Genomic DNA, 15,747 nt, shown 5'->3' with positions numbered 1-15,747 from the left:
TCACGACTTCACGACCGGTTCCGGTCGTACCGGTCATCCCGCGCAGTGCTCCGAGCACCGCGGGGGACGTCACAGCGCGGGGCCGAACCAGCGCTCCAGGGCCATGGGCAGGTCCGCGTGGCTGCCGGGCGCGGCCCAGGCCACATAGCCGTCCGGGCGGACCAGCACGGCGGAGGAGCCGGCCAGCCGTTCGACGGCCCGCGCGCCCTGCGGCGTCGCTGTGACGACGTCGACGCGGTCCCGCCAGCCGGCCGCCCGGCGGCGCAGCACCGCGTTGTCCTCCAGGTCCAGCAACACGCCGCGCGCCCGGTGCAGGGCCTGCGTGCTGCCGGTCGGGCTTCCGTCGGGCCGGACCAGGTCGACGTGCGGCATACGGTGGCCGAGCAGCGGATTGGTGCCGCCGCCGACGTCGTAGTGGATCTCCAGACCACTGACCATGGCGGCCAGGTGACGGCTGACCTCCGGGTACTGGATGAGCTCCGTCATCACCTCGCGCAGCGGCTGCATCTCCGGGCCGCTGAGGAAGAGCAGACCCTGGGCCTGGGTGTTCATCAGCAGCCGCCTGCCGACCTGGTGCCGCTCGCTGTGGTAGGTCTCCAGCAGGCTCTCCGGAGACCGGCCCCGGACCACGGCGGCGAGCTTCCAGCCCAGGTTCACCGCGTCCTGGATGCCGGTGTTCATGCCCTGCCCGCCGGCCGGCAGGTGGATGTGCGCGGCGTCGCCCGCGAGCAGCACCCGGCCGCGCACGTACTCGGTGACCTGGCGGGTCGCGTCGCCGAAGGAGCTGACCCACACCGGCTCGCCGTGCGAGATGTCGTCGCCGGTGAGCCGCTTCCACGCGGCGGCCACCTCCTCGTACTCCGGCGGTGCGGTACGACGCCGGGGTGGCGCGCCGCGCTCGCACACGATCAGCCGGGTGATGCCGCCCGGCAGGTGACCGACCATGATCATGCCGCCGGGCAGCGTCTCACCGATCATGCGCGGTTCCAGGTCGAGGCCCCTGACGTCGGCCAGGAACATCTCCATCGTCGCGGCGGTGCCGGGGAAGTCGAACCCGGCCGCCTTGCGCACCGTGCTCCGGCCGCCGTCGCACCCCACCAGGTACGGCGCCGTGAACCGCTCCACGCCCTGCGCGCCCCGGGCCTCCACGGTGACCGAGTCGCCCTCGTCCTTGACGGCGATGACCTCGTGTCCGCGCCGGATGTCACCGCCCAGTGCGGTGACCCACTCCTCCAGGACCGTCTCGGTCTGCGACTGGGGGATGGTCTTGGCCGCCTGGTGGGCGCCGTCCAGGAGGCCGAAGTCGACGGGCAGGCCACCGAAGTGGCCCTGGTTGCTGATCTCGATCTCACCGAACCGGGGGAGCAGTCCGCGCTGGTCGAACACCTCCATGGTGCGTGCGGTGAAGCCCAGACCGCGAGACTCGCCGGTGCGCCGCTCGAGACGCTCCAGGACGATCACGTCGATCCCGGCCAGACGTAGTTCGCCCGCCAGCATCATGCCGGTCGGTCCCGCACCGGCGACTATCACTTCGGCATCCATGTGCCTCTCCTTGGCCATGAGTCCTTTCCTCGGAATGTCCTAGCTCTCGTCGTCTCCGGTGCGGACCGGGAACGCGGAGGGATGGTCCGAACGGCGTGGCGGCGCCCTCTTTGGGCCGCCCTCGCCGGTGCGGTGGGAATTCCGGCCGACAATGCCGGTGAATGGCTCAGTCCTTGATTTCACAGATGGCGGCGCCGGAGGTGACGGAGGCGCCGATCTCGGCGTTCAGGCCCTTGATGGTGCCGGCCTTGTGCGCGTTCAGCGGCTGTTCCATCTTCATGGCTTCCAGGACGACGATCAGGTCGCCTTCCTTGACCTCCTGGCCCTCCTCGACCGCGACCTTGACGATCGTGCCCTGCATGGGGGAGGCGAGGGTGTCGCCGGAGGCGACCGGGCCGGACTTCTTGGCCGCGCGGCGCTTGGGCTTGGCGCCGGCGGCGAGGCCGGTGCGGGCCAGGGACATGCCCAGGGAGGCCGGCAGGGAGACCTCCAGGCGCTTGCCGCCGACCTCGACGACGACGGTCTCGCGGCTGGTGTCCTCCTCCGCCTCGGCGTCGGCCGGGGCGGTGAAGGGCTTGATCTCGTTGACGAACTCGGTCTCGATCCAGCGGGTGTGGACCGTGAACGGAGCCTGCGAGCCGGTCAGTTCGGGGGCGAACGCCGGGTCCTTGACCACCGCGCGGTGGAAGGGGATCGCGGTGGCCATGCCCTCGACCTGGAACTCGTCCAGGGCGCGCGCGGCCCGCTGAAGGGCCTCGGCGCGGGTGCGGCCGGTCACGATCAGCTTGGCCAGGAGGGAGTCCCAGGCCGGGCCGATCACACTGCCGGCCTCCACACCCGCGTCCAGGCGGACGCCGGGGCCCGAGGGCGCGTCGAACCGCGTCACCGTGCCGGGCGCCGGGAGGAAGTTGCGGCCCGGGTCCTCGCCGTTGATGCGGAACTCGAAGGAGTGGCCGCGCAGCGGCGGGTCGTCGTAGCCGAGCTCCTCGCCGTCGGCGATGCGGAACATCTCGCGGACCAGGTCGATGCCGGAGACCTCCTCGGTCACCGGGTGCTCCACCTGCAGGCGGGTGTTGACCTCCAGGAAGGAGATCGTGCCGTCCTGGCCGACCAGGAACTCGCAGGTGCCCGCGCCCTCGTAGCGGGCCTCCTTCAAGATGGCCTTGGAGGCGCGGTACAGCTCGGCGACCTGCTCCTGGGACAGGAACGGCGCCGGGGCCTCCTCGACCAGCTTCTGGTGGCGGCGCTGCAGCGAGCAGTCACGGGTGGAGACGACGACCACGTTGCCGTGCTTGTCGGCCAGGCACTGGGTCTCCACGTGCCGCGGACGGTCCAGGTAGCGCTCGACGAAGCACTCGCCCCGGCCGAAGGCGGCGACCGCCTCGCGGACCGCGGACTCGTACAGCTCCGGGACCTCCTCCAGGGTGCGGGCGACCTTCAGGCCGCGGCCGCCGCCGCCGAAGGCGGCCTTGATGGCGATCGGCAGGCCGTGCTCCCGGGCGAAGGCCACGACCTCCTCGGCGCCGGAGACGGGGTCCGGGGTGCCGGCCACCAGCGGGGCGCCGGCACGCTGCGCGATGTGCCGGGCGGCGACCTTGTCACCGAGGTCGCGGATGGCCTGCGGCGGCGGGCCGATCCAGATCAGGCCGGCGTCCAGCACCGCCTGGGCGAAGTCGGCGTTCTCCGACAGGAAGCCGTACCCCGGGTGGACGGCGTCCGCGCCGGACTCGCGCGCCGCGTTCAGGATCTTGTCGATGACCAGGTAACTGGTGGCCGGGGTGTCACCGCCCAGGGCGAACGCCTCATCCGCGGCGCGGACATGCAGAGCGTCCCGGTCCGGGTCGGCGTAGACGGCCACGCTCGCGATCCCGGCGTCCCGGCAGGCCCGGGCCACGCGGACAGCGATTTCGCCACGGTTGGCGATGAGCACCTTGCGCAGCATGTCGCGAAATACCTCCAGAAGACCGTGCGGTCCGGTCGCGTTCGCCCGGGCGCGGGCCGTGCCGGGCAGGTGAGCGGATCGAGAGGACGAGTCAGGGGCGTGGGGCACAGGGCGCCGTGGCCGCGTCCGTACGCGTGGTGCGGGCCTGCGCGTGCGGACCCTCAGGACGAGCGGAACCGGGCGGGTGTTCAGGCGGAGGCCGCCTCGGCGCGGTCCGAGGCCAGGGCGTCCACCGTGGCGGCGAGTTCGCCGACGGTTCCGGTGCTGAAGGCGCGGGCGGTCGGCTCCGTCCTGCGGCACAGACCGCTCAGCACCCGGCCCGGTCCGACCTCGACGTACCGCCGCACCCCCAGGCCGGCCAGCGTGCGCACCGTGCCGGTCCACAGCACGGGTGCCGACAGCTGTGTGCGCAGGGCCGCGACGACTTCCTCGGCGCTGGTCACGGGGGCGCCGGTGACGCTGGACACCATGGGTACCGAAGGAGCACGGAAGTCGACCGCCGCCAACGCCTCGGCGAACTCCTCCTCGATGTCACGCATGAGCGAGCAGTGGAACGGCGCCCCCACCCCGAGCGGCACGACGCGTCGGGCGCCCGCCTCCTTCGCTGCGTCGGCCAGGGCCCGGACAGCCTCCGTCTGGCCCGACACCACGGTCTGGGCGGGCTCGTTGTCGTTCGCCACCTCCAGCACCTGGCCCGTGTCGGCGGCTGCCTGGGCGCACAGGGCCCGTACGGTGGGCAGGTCCAGGCCCACCACGGCGGCCATGGCCCCCGGCACCCGCTCGTTGACCTCGGCCATCAGCCGCCCGCGCAGCCGCACCAGGCGCAGGGCGTCCTGCCAGGACAGCGCGTCGGCGCACACGGCGGCCGCGTACTCGCCGAGGCTGTGCCCGGCCACGACGTCGGGCACGACGTCGTGAGCGCGCAGGACGTCGAGGACGACGATCTCGGTCAGGAAGACAGCGGGCTGCGTGACCGCCGTGTCGCGCAGGGCTTCGGCCGGTCCTTCGTGGCACAGCCGCGACAGCGGAAAGCCCAACAGGTCGTCGGCGGCGCGATAGTAGGTGTCGACCAGGTCGGGACGCCGCTGCACGAAATCGGCGCCCATGCCGGCGCGCTGCGAGCCCTGGCCGGGGAAGACGAACGCGGTGGATGCCATCTCTTCGGTGCTTCCTGCTCCGTGACGCACACCTGAAGGCCCCTCCGGGCAGGCCGCCCGTACTGCGGAATACCGCGAGGGAGACTTCCGGCTAATTCCGGATCGGTGGTGGGAGAAGTCGGTCGGTGCTTCAGAGGCTCATCCACGCGAGGTTCTGGAGTCAAGTGCGCGAAACAGCTCGGCAAAGCTTCGTCAGAGGTATGCAAAGTCCAAAGGGCGGTGACAGGGAATTGTTGGGGGAGTGCAAATGTCGGCTTCTGTTCCCGAGCCCTTGCCCTTACCTTTTTATCGCAGGTGTTGGAGATCGGAAACCGGTGCGTAACGGCCGGGAAACCCAAAAGCTCCTCACTGTTCCCGCAGGGGCCGGACCTCAGATTCCGAATGAAGACCGATGAGAGGGGATGCCGTGCGCGTACTGCTCGTCGAAAGCGATCTCCAACTCGCCCGCTGCGTGGCGGAAGGCCTGCGGCGGCAGGGGTTCGAGGTCGACCACGTGACCACGGGAGCCGAGGCGCTGCGTTCCTGCCCGCAGGCCGACGTCGTACTGCTGAACCTCGGTGTTCCCAGCCTCCGGGGTCTGCGTCTGTGCCGCGACATACGTGCCGTCAGCGCCGTGCCCGTCGTGGCGGTCAGCGCCGACGGCAGCGAGGCGACTCGCGTCCGCGCGCTGCGCTCGGGTGCCGATGTGTGCCTCGACAAGCCCTACGGGTTCAGGGAACTGGTCGCTCGCATCGAAGCGGTCACGCGCCGGACACGTGCCGCCCGGCCCCACCGCACCACACCTGTGCACGAGATCTCACCGGTCAGCATCGACGTGGTCGCCCGGGAGGCCCGCGTCGGTGGGCGCTGCCTCGCCCTCACGGAGAAGGAGTTCGACCTTCTCCGACTCCTGGTGTCGCAGGCCGGGACCGTCGTCTCCCGGGACCAGATCATGCTCCAGGTCTGGGGCGAGGCGCACAACAGGCGCAGCCGCACCGTGGACACCCACATCGCCAGCCTGCGACGGAAGTTGGGGGACGCCGGCCGGTGGATCGTCACCGTCCGCGGCGTCGGTTTCCGCTTCGCCCCTCCCGGCAGCCCCACGCCGATCCAACCCGCCGAAGGGCCCGCCCAGAGCGCCATGACACGCCCGGGCGGCCGCGGCGTGGGCTCCCTGGGCGCGACGGCGGCCGTCAGGACCGTCCAGCCCACGATCCCCGCGCGGGATCGGATCGGCCGCGAGCGCCACCTGAGCCGGGCGTCATCCGCCCACCGGATCCACAACTGACACCTGAACGCCGGTAGGCGCCCGTCCAGTGCACGGGCGCCTACCGGTTCGTCCGGCTCACGGGCGGGAGAGAACCAGCATCGCGCAGCGCTCAGCCTGCGGCCGCGTCGTCGGCGGTCACCGTGAACGCCGAGCGTTGTTTCTAGGCCGACCTTGGCCGCATAGGGCAGGAGGACACGGGGCGCCGTCGGGTCCGGATCACCCTGTATGGGCATGGCGAGAACGACCGGCCCCTAGCTGGCGGTGTGCCGTCCGGCTGCGTCGTCTACCTCAGCGTTGGCTCCTCACCGAGGGAATTCCTTCCCTGTAGCGCCTCCGGCAAGCCCCAACTCGGTACGACCAACGGCGCCACCACCCGCAGCAGCCCTGACCGGAGGACACGATCGGAGTTGTGCTCTGAGTAGTTCCTGTCGGCGGTCCAGGGGCGAGGCGGCGCAGCCCGGCACCCCAGCATCGCCCCCGCGACCACCACGCCCACGCTCGCCCACCTTGGTGACACCGCGTTGCCGTGGTTCGCCGGCTCGGCCGACTCCGCACGGGTTGCGCACACGGCTCCCGACGAGCTGCTCACCGCGTGGGGCTTCGCCCAGGACCTGATCGAGTTCCTCGTCGGCTCCGGTCATCACGCGCAGGCTTGTGAGCTGTGGGAACGCGTCCAGGAACGCAACTCGCGCCACCAACAGGCGTTCACCGCGGGTCAGATCATGGCCCACGCGGGTGAGTGGCCTCGCCGGCACACGCTCGAAGTTCGGGTGGAGCACCTCAGTCCTGCGTCTGCGGTAGAGCCGCACGGCGCCAGCCCAGGATGCTCCTTCAGGATGTCGTCGGTCGTCGCACACTCTCGTTCTCGTCTCCGCAGGCACCCCTTGGACCACACGACCAGGAGGAACCAGTGTCATATCCGCAACCGCTCACCCCCGAGGAGAGGCTCGCCGACGCGAAGAAGCAGCTGAGCCTCCCGCCTATCGTCGCGATCTGCGGCTCCACCCGCTTCATGACCGAGATGACCGAGGCCGATCTGCGGGAGACCAAAGCCGGCAAGATCGTCGTCAAACCGGGCTGTGACATGAAGTCGCCGCACGACCTTTGGTCCGATCCTGTCGAGGCCGAGGCGCTGAAGGTTCGACTCGACGATCTGCACCGAGCGAAGATCCGGCTCGCTGATGAGGTGCTCGTAGTCGGCGACTACATCGGAGACAGCACCCGGGCCGAAATCGCCTACGCCCGGTCGCTGGGCAAGCCCGTGCGGTTCACGCACCCCGAAGTCGACCCTGACGCCTGACCGCCCGCTGCCACCTCGACGACCAGGGCCGGCAGCCTGCTTGGGCTTCTTGCCGCGCCTCACGCTGTGACGATCGCTGTGTGGGCGTGGGATCTCTCGGATGACCAGTGGGGCGTGCTGGAGCCGCGGTTACCCGTTGTGCGAAGACCGACCCCGCCGTCGGGATTCCGGTCGGGCAGGGCGGGTCTCGGCATCAGGGGTGCACGCCGCCGCCCGAGCGGGTTCTGTGGGCTGTCCGGAGCAATCCAGCCCGCTCCCGCTTGTGCCTGCTGGGAGGCACCCCCACCGTGCAGGACCATGGGCCTCGTCAAGACGCAGGGCCGTGTGTGCGTGGTATGGAGGCGAACCGACCGATGGACAGAGCTGGACGCCCCGATCGTAGATCGCTGCTTGCCGGCGGACTTGCGGTCGCCACGGCGGCGCTCGCGGGGTGCTCACCGACGATGGCCGCCTCGTCGGCGACCAGCGCCTCGCCGGAAGCGCGGCCCACGACGCCCGCCTCGGCGTTCGCGCGACTGATGGAAGGCAACAAGCGCTGGGTCACCGGAAACCTTCAACACCCCGACCGGGATCCGAACCGGCGTCAGTTCGTCGCCCAGGAACAGCGGCCTTTCGGAGCGATCCTGTCGTGCATCGACTCCCGAGTGCCGCCTGAGGTCCTCTTCGACACGGGCCTGGGTGACCTTTACGTGATGCGCACCGGTGGGGAGGCGGTCGGCCCTGTGGTCACCGGCTCTGTCGAGTACGGGCCCATGACGAGTGGCACCCCTCTCATCGTGGTCCTCGGCCATCAGCGCTGCGGTGCCGTCAAGGCGGCGTACACGTCCCTTCGTGACGGCAAACCGCTGCCCGGCAACCTGCAGGCGATCGTTAAGGCCCTGCAGCCGGCGTACCAGCAGGCCGTCCGGAAGGGTGGGGCCGACCCGGTCGAGACCATGGCCCGCGCCCAGGTCACGTTGACCGCGGCCGATCTGCGATCCAACCAGGACCTGGCCCCACTCGTGAGAAAGGGCGCCCTTGCCGTCGTCGGTGCCTACTACTCGCTCGACACCGGCAAGGTGGAAGTCCTGGCCGGCGCACCCTCCTGACCGGTCGGACCAGTCGAACGGCCGAAGAGGCACTGATGGACGCGGACTGCGAGTACGGCACGATGCTGAGCGAAGTGGCGAATGAGCTGATGCGGGCAGGTAGCTATGTGCTTAAAAACGGCTCCCGTTGGTAGACGCGCGTGCCGTCCCGCTCGGTAAGGACTGTGCCAGCCGGACTCGTTGCTGCTGCCGTGCCGGATGTCGATGGCGTCGATCTCCCGGTCCGGGTTGTGGCCGCCGTCGAACGGGCCGCTCACGTACGGCACCCCCTGTCGTGTGCCCGTCCTGGCCAACGTGTTCTTCCAGCCAGTCCAGTTCGGCCCACGCCTCGCCCGCACGCCTCTTCTCCAGCGTCACCTCGACCTACCCGACGGCGTAGCCGATCGACTGGTGCTCGAACGGTGTGCCGCCTCGGGCAGCGATCAACGCGTTCACGCCCTCGGCGTGTCCGTTGCTGCCGGGAGGGGGAGCGCGAGCCGTCGCCCACGGATTCGTGAGCCGTCTGTGCCTGCTCCGTCAGGGCCGATACCCTGGACGGGATCGGGTGGAGACCAGAACTCGACGACATGGGGGGCCGGTCAGTGGCAGCGGTGATCTCGGTGTCCGTGAGGGGCGCGTTACTCGGGTTGGACGATCCGGAGCGGATACGGGGCGAACTCGAGGCGGAGACTGGTCTGGAATGGCGCCGCGATGAGGTCGACCAGGGGTGGGTACTGACCGGCGGCATCGTCGAGATCCTGCTGGTGGCCGCCGTCTCCAAGCTGACCGAGGAGGCCCTCGGCGCGGCCCTGGACGCCACGAAGCGGGCCGTCGAGCGGTGGCGTGCGGGCCGGTTGGATCCGCCGCAGGCCGAGATCGAGGTCAGGCCCGCGCCGCTGTCGACTGCCGACGCCCCGGCGGGTACCCCGGGCGAGGGCCGGGCCGAGGGATCCGAGGGAGTGAACGGCTGAGATGGCCTCACGCGCACTGGTGATCGCACCCGGCGAGTACCAGCCGGGCTCGAACATCCCCGGCTGGCCCACCATCGCCGCGAGCGGACGTATGTACCGAGAAGTCCTCGCAGGTGACGAGCTCTGGGGCGCCGACGGCTGCCGGGTGCTCGACCCGGACGAGGCAGGGACGATCGACGGGGTCATGCGCGCCTTGGAGGAGACCGCCGCCGAGGTCGGCCCTTCGGACACCCTGCTCGTCGTCTACGTCGGCCACGGAGCCTGCTGGGGCGACGTCCCCGCCGGGGACCAGGTGCACTTCTCGGTGGGCACGTCCCAGGACCGTGCTCCGTGGACGTGGTTGAACAGCTGGTACGTGTACCGCGCCATGCGCAAGTCCGCGGCTGGGCTGAAGGTCCTCATCGCCGACTGCTGCTACTCCCACAGGCTGGGAGACCTGGGCCCGGCCGGGGAGGAGCCGAAGCTGCCGGGGGTGATGGGCCGCCAGTTCGAAGGAACCTGCGTCCTCAGCGCCCTCGGCCAGGATGCGGCGCTCGCCGGTCCGCTCGCCTCCGCTGCGGGGTGTCCCGGTCTCCCGGCACCGTTCGACCAGTGCACCCCGTTCAGTGGACACTTGCTCAACGTCCTCGCGCGAGGCACTCGGGACCGCAAGGACCACCTCACCTTCGGATTGCTCCGGGAGGCCATCAAGGCCGAGATGGAGAAGTGCACCGCAGGACATCCGCAGCCGCGCATGGTGCTCAGGGACGCTCCCGACGGAACTCAGATCTTCACCAACCGGATGGCCGCCGACCAGCGTGTGGATCCGTCGCTGCCCACCGATCGGCACGGCTGGATAGACTGGTTGAAGGGCGACCCGGACGCGCGTATCCCCTACCTGCTGAAGGACGAGTGCACCACCGCCGACGTCGTCGCCACCCTCTGCGACAGAGGGGATGACGACAGCCTGAAGCTGGCCGAGCACATCGATATACGCGCGAACGAGGCTTACCGTTCTCCGGACACCTTCGCCAGGTACTTCAGTCGGATGGAGCGTCGGGCAGCTTGAGCGTCACGCATGAGTAGGGCACGACCCGGAGCCGAGGGCTGGCTGGATGACGATCGGACGTGGAGCGTCCGATATTCCTGGGTGACCCGGAGCAGCACCGAAGAAATCGCGGCGCGCGTGCAGGCCCTTCGGAAGGGTGACGAGAGCAGGGGCGAGCCGCCTCGTCCCGCCGTCGCGATCCGGGTGCTGTACGCCTTCGCGATCCAGCGGCCGACCGACCAACTGATCGAAGCAGCAGCCAGCTTCCACTTCTACGACGCGGTGAACGTCCTGGCCACGGCGGCTTTGTGGCGAAGCATCGGCGATGCGGCAGACCTGGCGTGCCGTCAGTCGGAGATCGACGCCGCCGGCTCCGCGGACGCGGCCGGGCAGGGAGAGCGGCAGCAGCCGGAACCCGAGATTTCCGAGTACCGGCCCTCTGCGCTGAGCAAGGGCATCGTGCACGATGTGGCTCGTCAGCGCACGGCGCTTGATGTGGCCGCGTTCGTTCGGGAGTTGCGCGCGCGGGGCAAGCAGAACCTTGTCGAGGCCACCCTGAACACGTTCAGCGAGAACCGGACCCTGCTCGACACGGCGCTGCTGTATCTCGCGCTGCGCGACGAAGGGTGCTCACAGGAGGCTGCGGACCTTCTGGGACGGGCCGTACAGAGGATCAACGCTTCCGGTGCGCGGCAGTCCGACACGACGACTCCGGCCGGGCTCAACGACCTGGTCGCGGCCCTGCGCATGCTCAGCCCGGTCGAGCCGGTGCTGGAGAAGTGGATCGACACGCGGCTGTGCGACACGGACCTGGTGGAGACCACCAGGGATACCGTCGCAAAGCTGATCTCGGGTTCGGAACACAGCCCGGACTCCTTCATCGACCATGTCGGCAGGCGGTTGCAGTACCACAACGTGGCCGCCGTCTGCCGGAAGTTGGCGGAGAGCGACCCGGAGCGATGCGAGGCGGTCCTGAATCAGGCTGCGGCACGCGAGGAGCTGTATGAACTCGCCGAGATCATCAGCCGCTGGCAGAGGTTCGAGACCGTGGCAAGGACCAAGGTCGACCTGTATCCCAAAGTCGTGGCCCGTGGCACGGCATGCGCCACCGGACCGCGCTCCCCAGCCGAAATCGACAGGCTCGTAGCAGAATTGAGAAACATCGACGCCGACCCGGAGTGCTGGCGCCTGTTGTACATAGCCGCAGCGGAGCACATCGACGGCCGAACCGGTGGCGACCTGGTGCGACTGCAGACGAAGATCGAGCGCTCCCGGGACATGTACCGGGTGGCGCGCACAGTCGCCCGCCGACTCACCGCCGGACTGCTGAGCGGGAGTGTCGACCCCGGGGTGTTCGTCGACTATGTCACGGCGCAGCAGGTGCAGGGCAACCGTGGCAGGATCGCTGCGGACCTGGCCTGCAAGGAGCTGTCGGATCCCTCCGATCCCGAGTTGGCCGGGGTGCCGATGGGCGGTGTCGTCGCCGAGACAGCCGCCCGCCTCTACGGCAACGGAACCGGTCGGGGCTGGAGCCAGGAGAAGGCTTGGGACTTGCTGGAACGCTGTCTGGAGAACGAGCAGCGGATCGCCCCTGCGGACGTGGTGGCGATCAGCGAGCAGTTGCGCGCCAGCCGGATGGACGGACAGCGCCGGCGTTTGCTGTACCGGGGAACGGTCGGCCGGTGGGCGGACGCGGTGCGCCGTCAGGAAACAGTGAGGCTGTTGCAGAGGAGGGGCTTGGAGGAGGAGGCCGAGCAGGTGGTGGAGTCGGTGCACTAGCCCTCTGCGTGACGTTACGGCTGCGGCTCCTCGGACCGTTCCTGCTCCCGTTCGCGGAGCTGTGAGGTCGGCGGCGGCAGCAGGGGCTCCACTCGCCCGATATGACGTTTCGAGGCCCACACCATGCCGCAGAACGTCATCAGGGCCATGATCCCCACACCTCCGCCCCACAGATAGAACGCGCGATGGTGTGGGGCGCCCGGCTCCGGGTTGCCGAACAGGGTGCACACCAGCAGCAGTGCCAGCATGCCGAGAAGGTATGCCGCAGCTTGCGCTGCCGGGTCGGAGCCAAGTCGGCGAAAGCGCGTCACATGCTCCCGGGCGTCGTAGAACCGTCCCAGCGTGGGGAACTGCCGTGCCAGTACCGGCAATCCGAGTAGCAGCACGCAGCCGGCGGCGAGCACGGCCATCCCGTGCCACAGGTCTGTCCAGCCGGCTCCGTACAGGATCAACGCGATGAGGACGAAGCTGATCCAGGCCGCGTGCCGGCGGACCCGATTGCGGCTCGGTGAGACCGGCGGCAGCTTGTCGCGCAAGGAGACCAGGGCCACGCCGGGAACGGCGTACACGACGAGAGTCAGTACCCCGTCGGCCGCGACCAGGGTGTGCCATCGCCCGCCCATCGCGAGCAGTGCGACCAGTCCGACGACGAAGTCCACCGCCAGCACCAGCCAGTAGACGTCCCTGCCGCGCAGGGTGGTTGTGCGCATTGTCTGCAGGCCCCGGTGGGTGAGATGGGCGCGGCTGAGCGTGGCGACCTCGCGGGTCAGGGCATGAGTGAAGACCAGCCCGGCGCCCATGGGGGAGAGCACCGAGTTGATCCGCAGACACCATCCGAGCCAGGCCATCGAAGAGGCGAAGGCGAACTGGGTGTAGGGGGAGTCCGGGTGACCCGGGTCCCACTGCCCGTGGCGAGAGTTGAAGACGATCTGGAGGAGGATGTAGAGCACGGTGGTGCCGACGATGGTGCCGTAGACCGCCCAACGCAGCCGGCCGGACTCGGTCAGCCGACCCTCGGCCTTGACGTTTCCGGCGAAGTCCAGCGGGCCCTGGAACCCCACATAGGCGTAGATCACCCCGCTGTCCACCACGGCGGCCAGGACCGCGCCGAACCCCCCGGCGCCACCGGACCCGTGCTTGGCCTCGCCCCCGCCTCCGTGATGATGATCGAATCCAGACAAGATGAACAGGACGATGGTGAGCAGCGGGACCATGACCTTCACGACGGTCAGCCAGGAGTTGCCGATCCGCACCAGCCGCGGGACCAGCAGATTGGTCGCCGAGATCACCGCCATCAACACCAGTGTGCAGACCCAGCCCCAGGCGGTCAGGGTGGTCCCGGACCCCATCAGCGTGGGCATTTTGGAGGAGAGGCCTTTGGTCATGGCCATGGACTCACTGGCGGCGTTTATCGCGTAGAAGATCCACAGCCCCGCCGCGGCCACGATCGCCACCAGCGGCCCACTGCTCTGCAGCGGAAGGAAGATGAGCCCTCCGGTTTTCGGGGCTGCCGTACCCAACTCCACCATGACGCCGGCCACGACCAGCATCACCAGCCCGCCGATCAGCCAGGCCCACGGAGCATAGGCACGGGCCTTGTCGTAGGCGTCGACGGCGCCCAACAGCCAACCGGAGCCGATCGACCCGCCGGCCGCAAGTCCGAAGAGCTGGAACAGCGAGAGCCGGCGCGCTTCGTCGGAGGGTATGGACTCCTTCGACTGGCCGCTGGTGGGCCGCACCTGCAAAGCCATCCTGCTCTCCCCCGAGTAGCGTCCGCTGATGGTTGGCACCTGGTGTGACGACAGGTTACAACTCGCAGTCGGCTTTGTTTGATGCTACGTCAGGGCACCTGAGAATGACGTGGTGTTCGGGGTTGCGGCCCGAGAGGTGGCGTGGCTGGATCCGCGGCCCAGCCGGGCGGAACCCCTCGCCGCGGCGCGCGGCCCGGTCACCCGCCCGGCTCGCCCTGCACGGACCGCGCCCGGCCCGCCGAGTCTGCCTCGTCGGGCGTGCCGCGAGCGGCCTGGCCCCGACCGGCGCCGTCCCCTCCCGGCCCCGCGTGTTGTCAGGGAGCCGGGGCGTGGTCTGTGTGGCGACCGCTGCTCCTTGCGGGCCTTGCCAGCCGCCGCGCCACGGTACGGGTCCCGGGCGGCAACCGGGTGCCACCTGTGCCCGCCCGGACCCTTCACCAGAGCGAAAGCCGCCTCCGCCCAGCCGGACTCCGGCGGACTGTTCTGGGTCACTGTCACTGAGGAAGGATCGGTACCACGGCAGGGACGAGCACAGGAGTTCCTACTCCGGCCGGCCGGTGCGGGTGAGGCGCCGGCGATCACCGGTTGCCCAAAGCCTCCCCGGCTGCTTCAGCGAAGTCGTCGACGAGCGGGGCGCGCCGGGACGCCACCCCAGGCCCGCGCACCCCCGGCCTTGGCGGCACAGGTGCTGATCGCTGTGGCATGCCGCGGCTTGGGGGCTGCGGCGTGGGTCGTCAGCCGAAGTCCTTTGCGTGGTCGCGGGCCCACTGCGCGAAACTGTGGCCGGGCCGCCCCAGCACCCTTCGCGCGGTCGGCGTGCACGGCGACCCGCCCGTCGCAGCCAGGGAAAGAAACTGCAGGATCGCATCGACAGTTGCTGGATCGGAAAAGCGACCGTAGTGCTCGCGGGCCTGGTCCGGGGACAGTTCCTCGATACGCAGCCTCCTGCCGATCGCCTGCCCGATCTGTTCCACCTGACGGCGCTGCGAGATCAGTTCGGGTCCTGTCAGCATGGCCGCGCTCGTTGGAGCGGTCGTGACGGCGTCCTCGGCGCCGATGCCCAGTGCCGTGACCGCGACGGCGGCGACGTCGCGTTCGTGGACCGGCGCTGTGACGGCGTCGGGGTGGACCAGCCGCACCGTGCCGCTCGACCTGATCGACTCCGCCCAGCGCAGGCTGTTACTTGCCAGGACCAGGGGCCGCACCGGCGTCCAGGGCAGGCCGGCGTCCGACAGTGCGGCCTCGACCGCACGGTGCTCCTGGGCGATCGCGTTGTGCTCCATGCCCGGCAGCAGAACACTGCCGGAGGAGAGCAGCACGACGCGCTCAAGGCCCGCCTCTGCTGCCACCGTGGCAAAGCCTTCGGCGCTGGCCGGCGGGGCGTAGAGAAACACCCTGCGCACGCCGTCGAGAGCGGGGCGCAGCGTGTCGGGCCGGGTGAGGTCGGCGGTCACGACTTCGGCCGCGGCGGGCAGGTCGGAGCCAGACCGCGGGTCGCGCACCGAGGCACGAACGGGTTCACCGACAGCGAGCAGCTGGTCGACGACATGACGACCGATGCCGCCTCGGGCTCCGATGACCAGAGTGGTCATGATGTGCTCCTCTCGCAAGATCAGCCCCGGCGAGGGTGAGCACAGGCACGTCGGCGACCCGCGAAACGAGCAGGAACCGGTTACAACCCGGCTGACGTGCAACGCGGTGCCACAGGGCGCTCAACCTCGACCGGATGCGTTCCGGTACTCGCGCCTCAGGGCCACCGCAGTGACGGGCGAAGCGTTCCGACGCCGCACTTCGCCTACCGGAACCGTAGCACTGTCCGCGCGGCGAGCACGGCCGCACGGCGAACCGGGCGATCAGCACCTGTCCTGTGCGGCGTCGGCGCGGGCTGCGCCGCGCCCGGCAGGCTGCAGCGGTCAATCGGCAGCCAGAATTCATGCCCACCCGACCCGAGCCAAACGATCA

At 69.8% G+C, this 15,747-nt stretch carries 11 protein-coding genes; 6 read left to right on the top strand and 5 right to left on the bottom strand.

Translation table 11 applies throughout. The features are described 5' to 3' along the window. Nucleotides 1-69: 69 nt before the first annotated feature. The 3 genes from OG956_RS00560 to fabD all read right to left on the bottom strand — a co-directional run bounded on the left by OG956_RS00560 (nucleotide 70) and on the right by fabD (nucleotide 4,641). A complete protein-coding gene (locus tag OG956_RS00560) occupies nucleotides 70-1,542 on the bottom strand; it encodes an FAD-dependent monooxygenase (RefSeq protein WP_330335917.1) in 1,473 nt (490 codons plus the stop codon). Between the two features lie 166 nt (nucleotides 1,543-1,708). Next, on the bottom strand, nucleotides 1,709-3,481 hold the full coding sequence (locus tag OG956_RS00555) for an acetyl/propionyl/methylcrotonyl-CoA carboxylase subunit alpha (protein WP_330342686.1): 1,773 nt from the start codon (nucleotides 3,479-3,481) through the stop codon (nucleotides 1,709-1,711). Nucleotides 3,482-3,672: 191 nt separating this feature from the next. Further along, nucleotides 3,673-4,641, bottom strand: a complete 969-nt coding sequence (fabD, locus tag OG956_RS00550; RefSeq protein WP_330335916.1) for an ACP S-malonyltransferase — start codon at nucleotides 4,639-4,641, stop codon at nucleotides 3,673-3,675. Nucleotides 4,642-5,047: 406 nt separating this feature from the next. On the opposite strand from fabD, the gene OG956_RS00545 reads away from it, so the two are divergent. The 6 genes from OG956_RS00545 to OG956_RS00520 all read left to right on the top strand — a co-directional run bounded on the left by OG956_RS00545 (nucleotide 5,048) and on the right by OG956_RS00520 (nucleotide 12,034). Then, nucleotides 5,048-5,908 carry a response regulator transcription factor gene (locus OG956_RS00545; RefSeq protein WP_330335915.1) on the top strand — a complete coding sequence of 287 codons (861 nt, stop codon included), beginning with the start codon at nucleotides 5,048-5,050 and terminating at the stop codon, nucleotides 5,906-5,908. 892 nt (nucleotides 5,909-6,800) lie between these two features. Next, nucleotides 6,801-7,190 (top strand): hypothetical protein, encoded by a 390-nt coding sequence (locus tag OG956_RS00540; RefSeq protein WP_330335914.1) that lies wholly within the window; start codon nucleotides 6,801-6,803, stop codon nucleotides 7,188-7,190. Between the two features lie 443 nt (nucleotides 7,191-7,633). Further along, nucleotides 7,634-8,278, top strand: a complete 645-nt coding sequence (locus tag OG956_RS00535; RefSeq protein WP_330335913.1) for a carbonic anhydrase — start codon at nucleotides 7,634-7,636, stop codon at nucleotides 8,276-8,278. 626 nt (nucleotides 8,279-8,904) lie between these two features. After that, complete coding sequence (locus OG956_RS00530; RefSeq protein ID WP_330335912.1) at nucleotides 8,905-9,228, top strand: hypothetical protein; 324 nt, start codon at nucleotides 8,905-8,907, stop codon at nucleotides 9,226-9,228. 1 nt (nucleotide 9,229) lies between these two features. After that, the gene (locus OG956_RS00525; protein WP_330335911.1) at nucleotides 9,230-10,276 is read left to right on the top strand and encodes a hypothetical protein; all 1,047 of its coding nucleotides are present in this window, start codon (nucleotides 9,230-9,232) and stop codon (nucleotides 10,274-10,276) included. Nucleotides 10,277-10,357: 81 nt separating this feature from the next. After that, entirely contained in the window at nucleotides 10,358-12,034 is a 1,677-nt protein-coding gene (locus OG956_RS00520) for a hypothetical protein (protein WP_330335910.1), read from the top strand. A gap of 14 nt (nucleotides 12,035-12,048) precedes the next feature. On the opposite strand, the gene OG956_RS00515 is transcribed toward OG956_RS00520, so the two are convergent. Together OG956_RS00515 and OG956_RS00510 are read right to left on the bottom strand one after the other, a co-directional pair. Then, entirely contained in the window at nucleotides 12,049-13,785 is a 1,737-nt protein-coding gene (locus OG956_RS00515) for an APC family permease (RefSeq protein WP_330335909.1), read from the bottom strand. Between the two features lie 734 nt (nucleotides 13,786-14,519). Continuing rightward, on the bottom strand, nucleotides 14,520-15,377 hold the full coding sequence (locus OG956_RS00510) for an NAD(P)H-binding protein (RefSeq protein ID WP_330335908.1): 858 nt from the start codon (nucleotides 15,375-15,377) through the stop codon (nucleotides 14,520-14,522). Nucleotides 15,378-15,747: the final 370 nt, after the last annotated feature.

It is taken from the genome of Streptomyces sp. NBC_00557, from assembly GCF_036345995.1.
Classification (GTDB): Bacteria; Actinomycetota; Actinomycetes; order Streptomycetales; family Streptomycetaceae; genus Streptomyces.
Note: the sequence above shows the minus strand (reverse complement) of the source record. Positions and strands in the feature narration are given on the sequence as shown.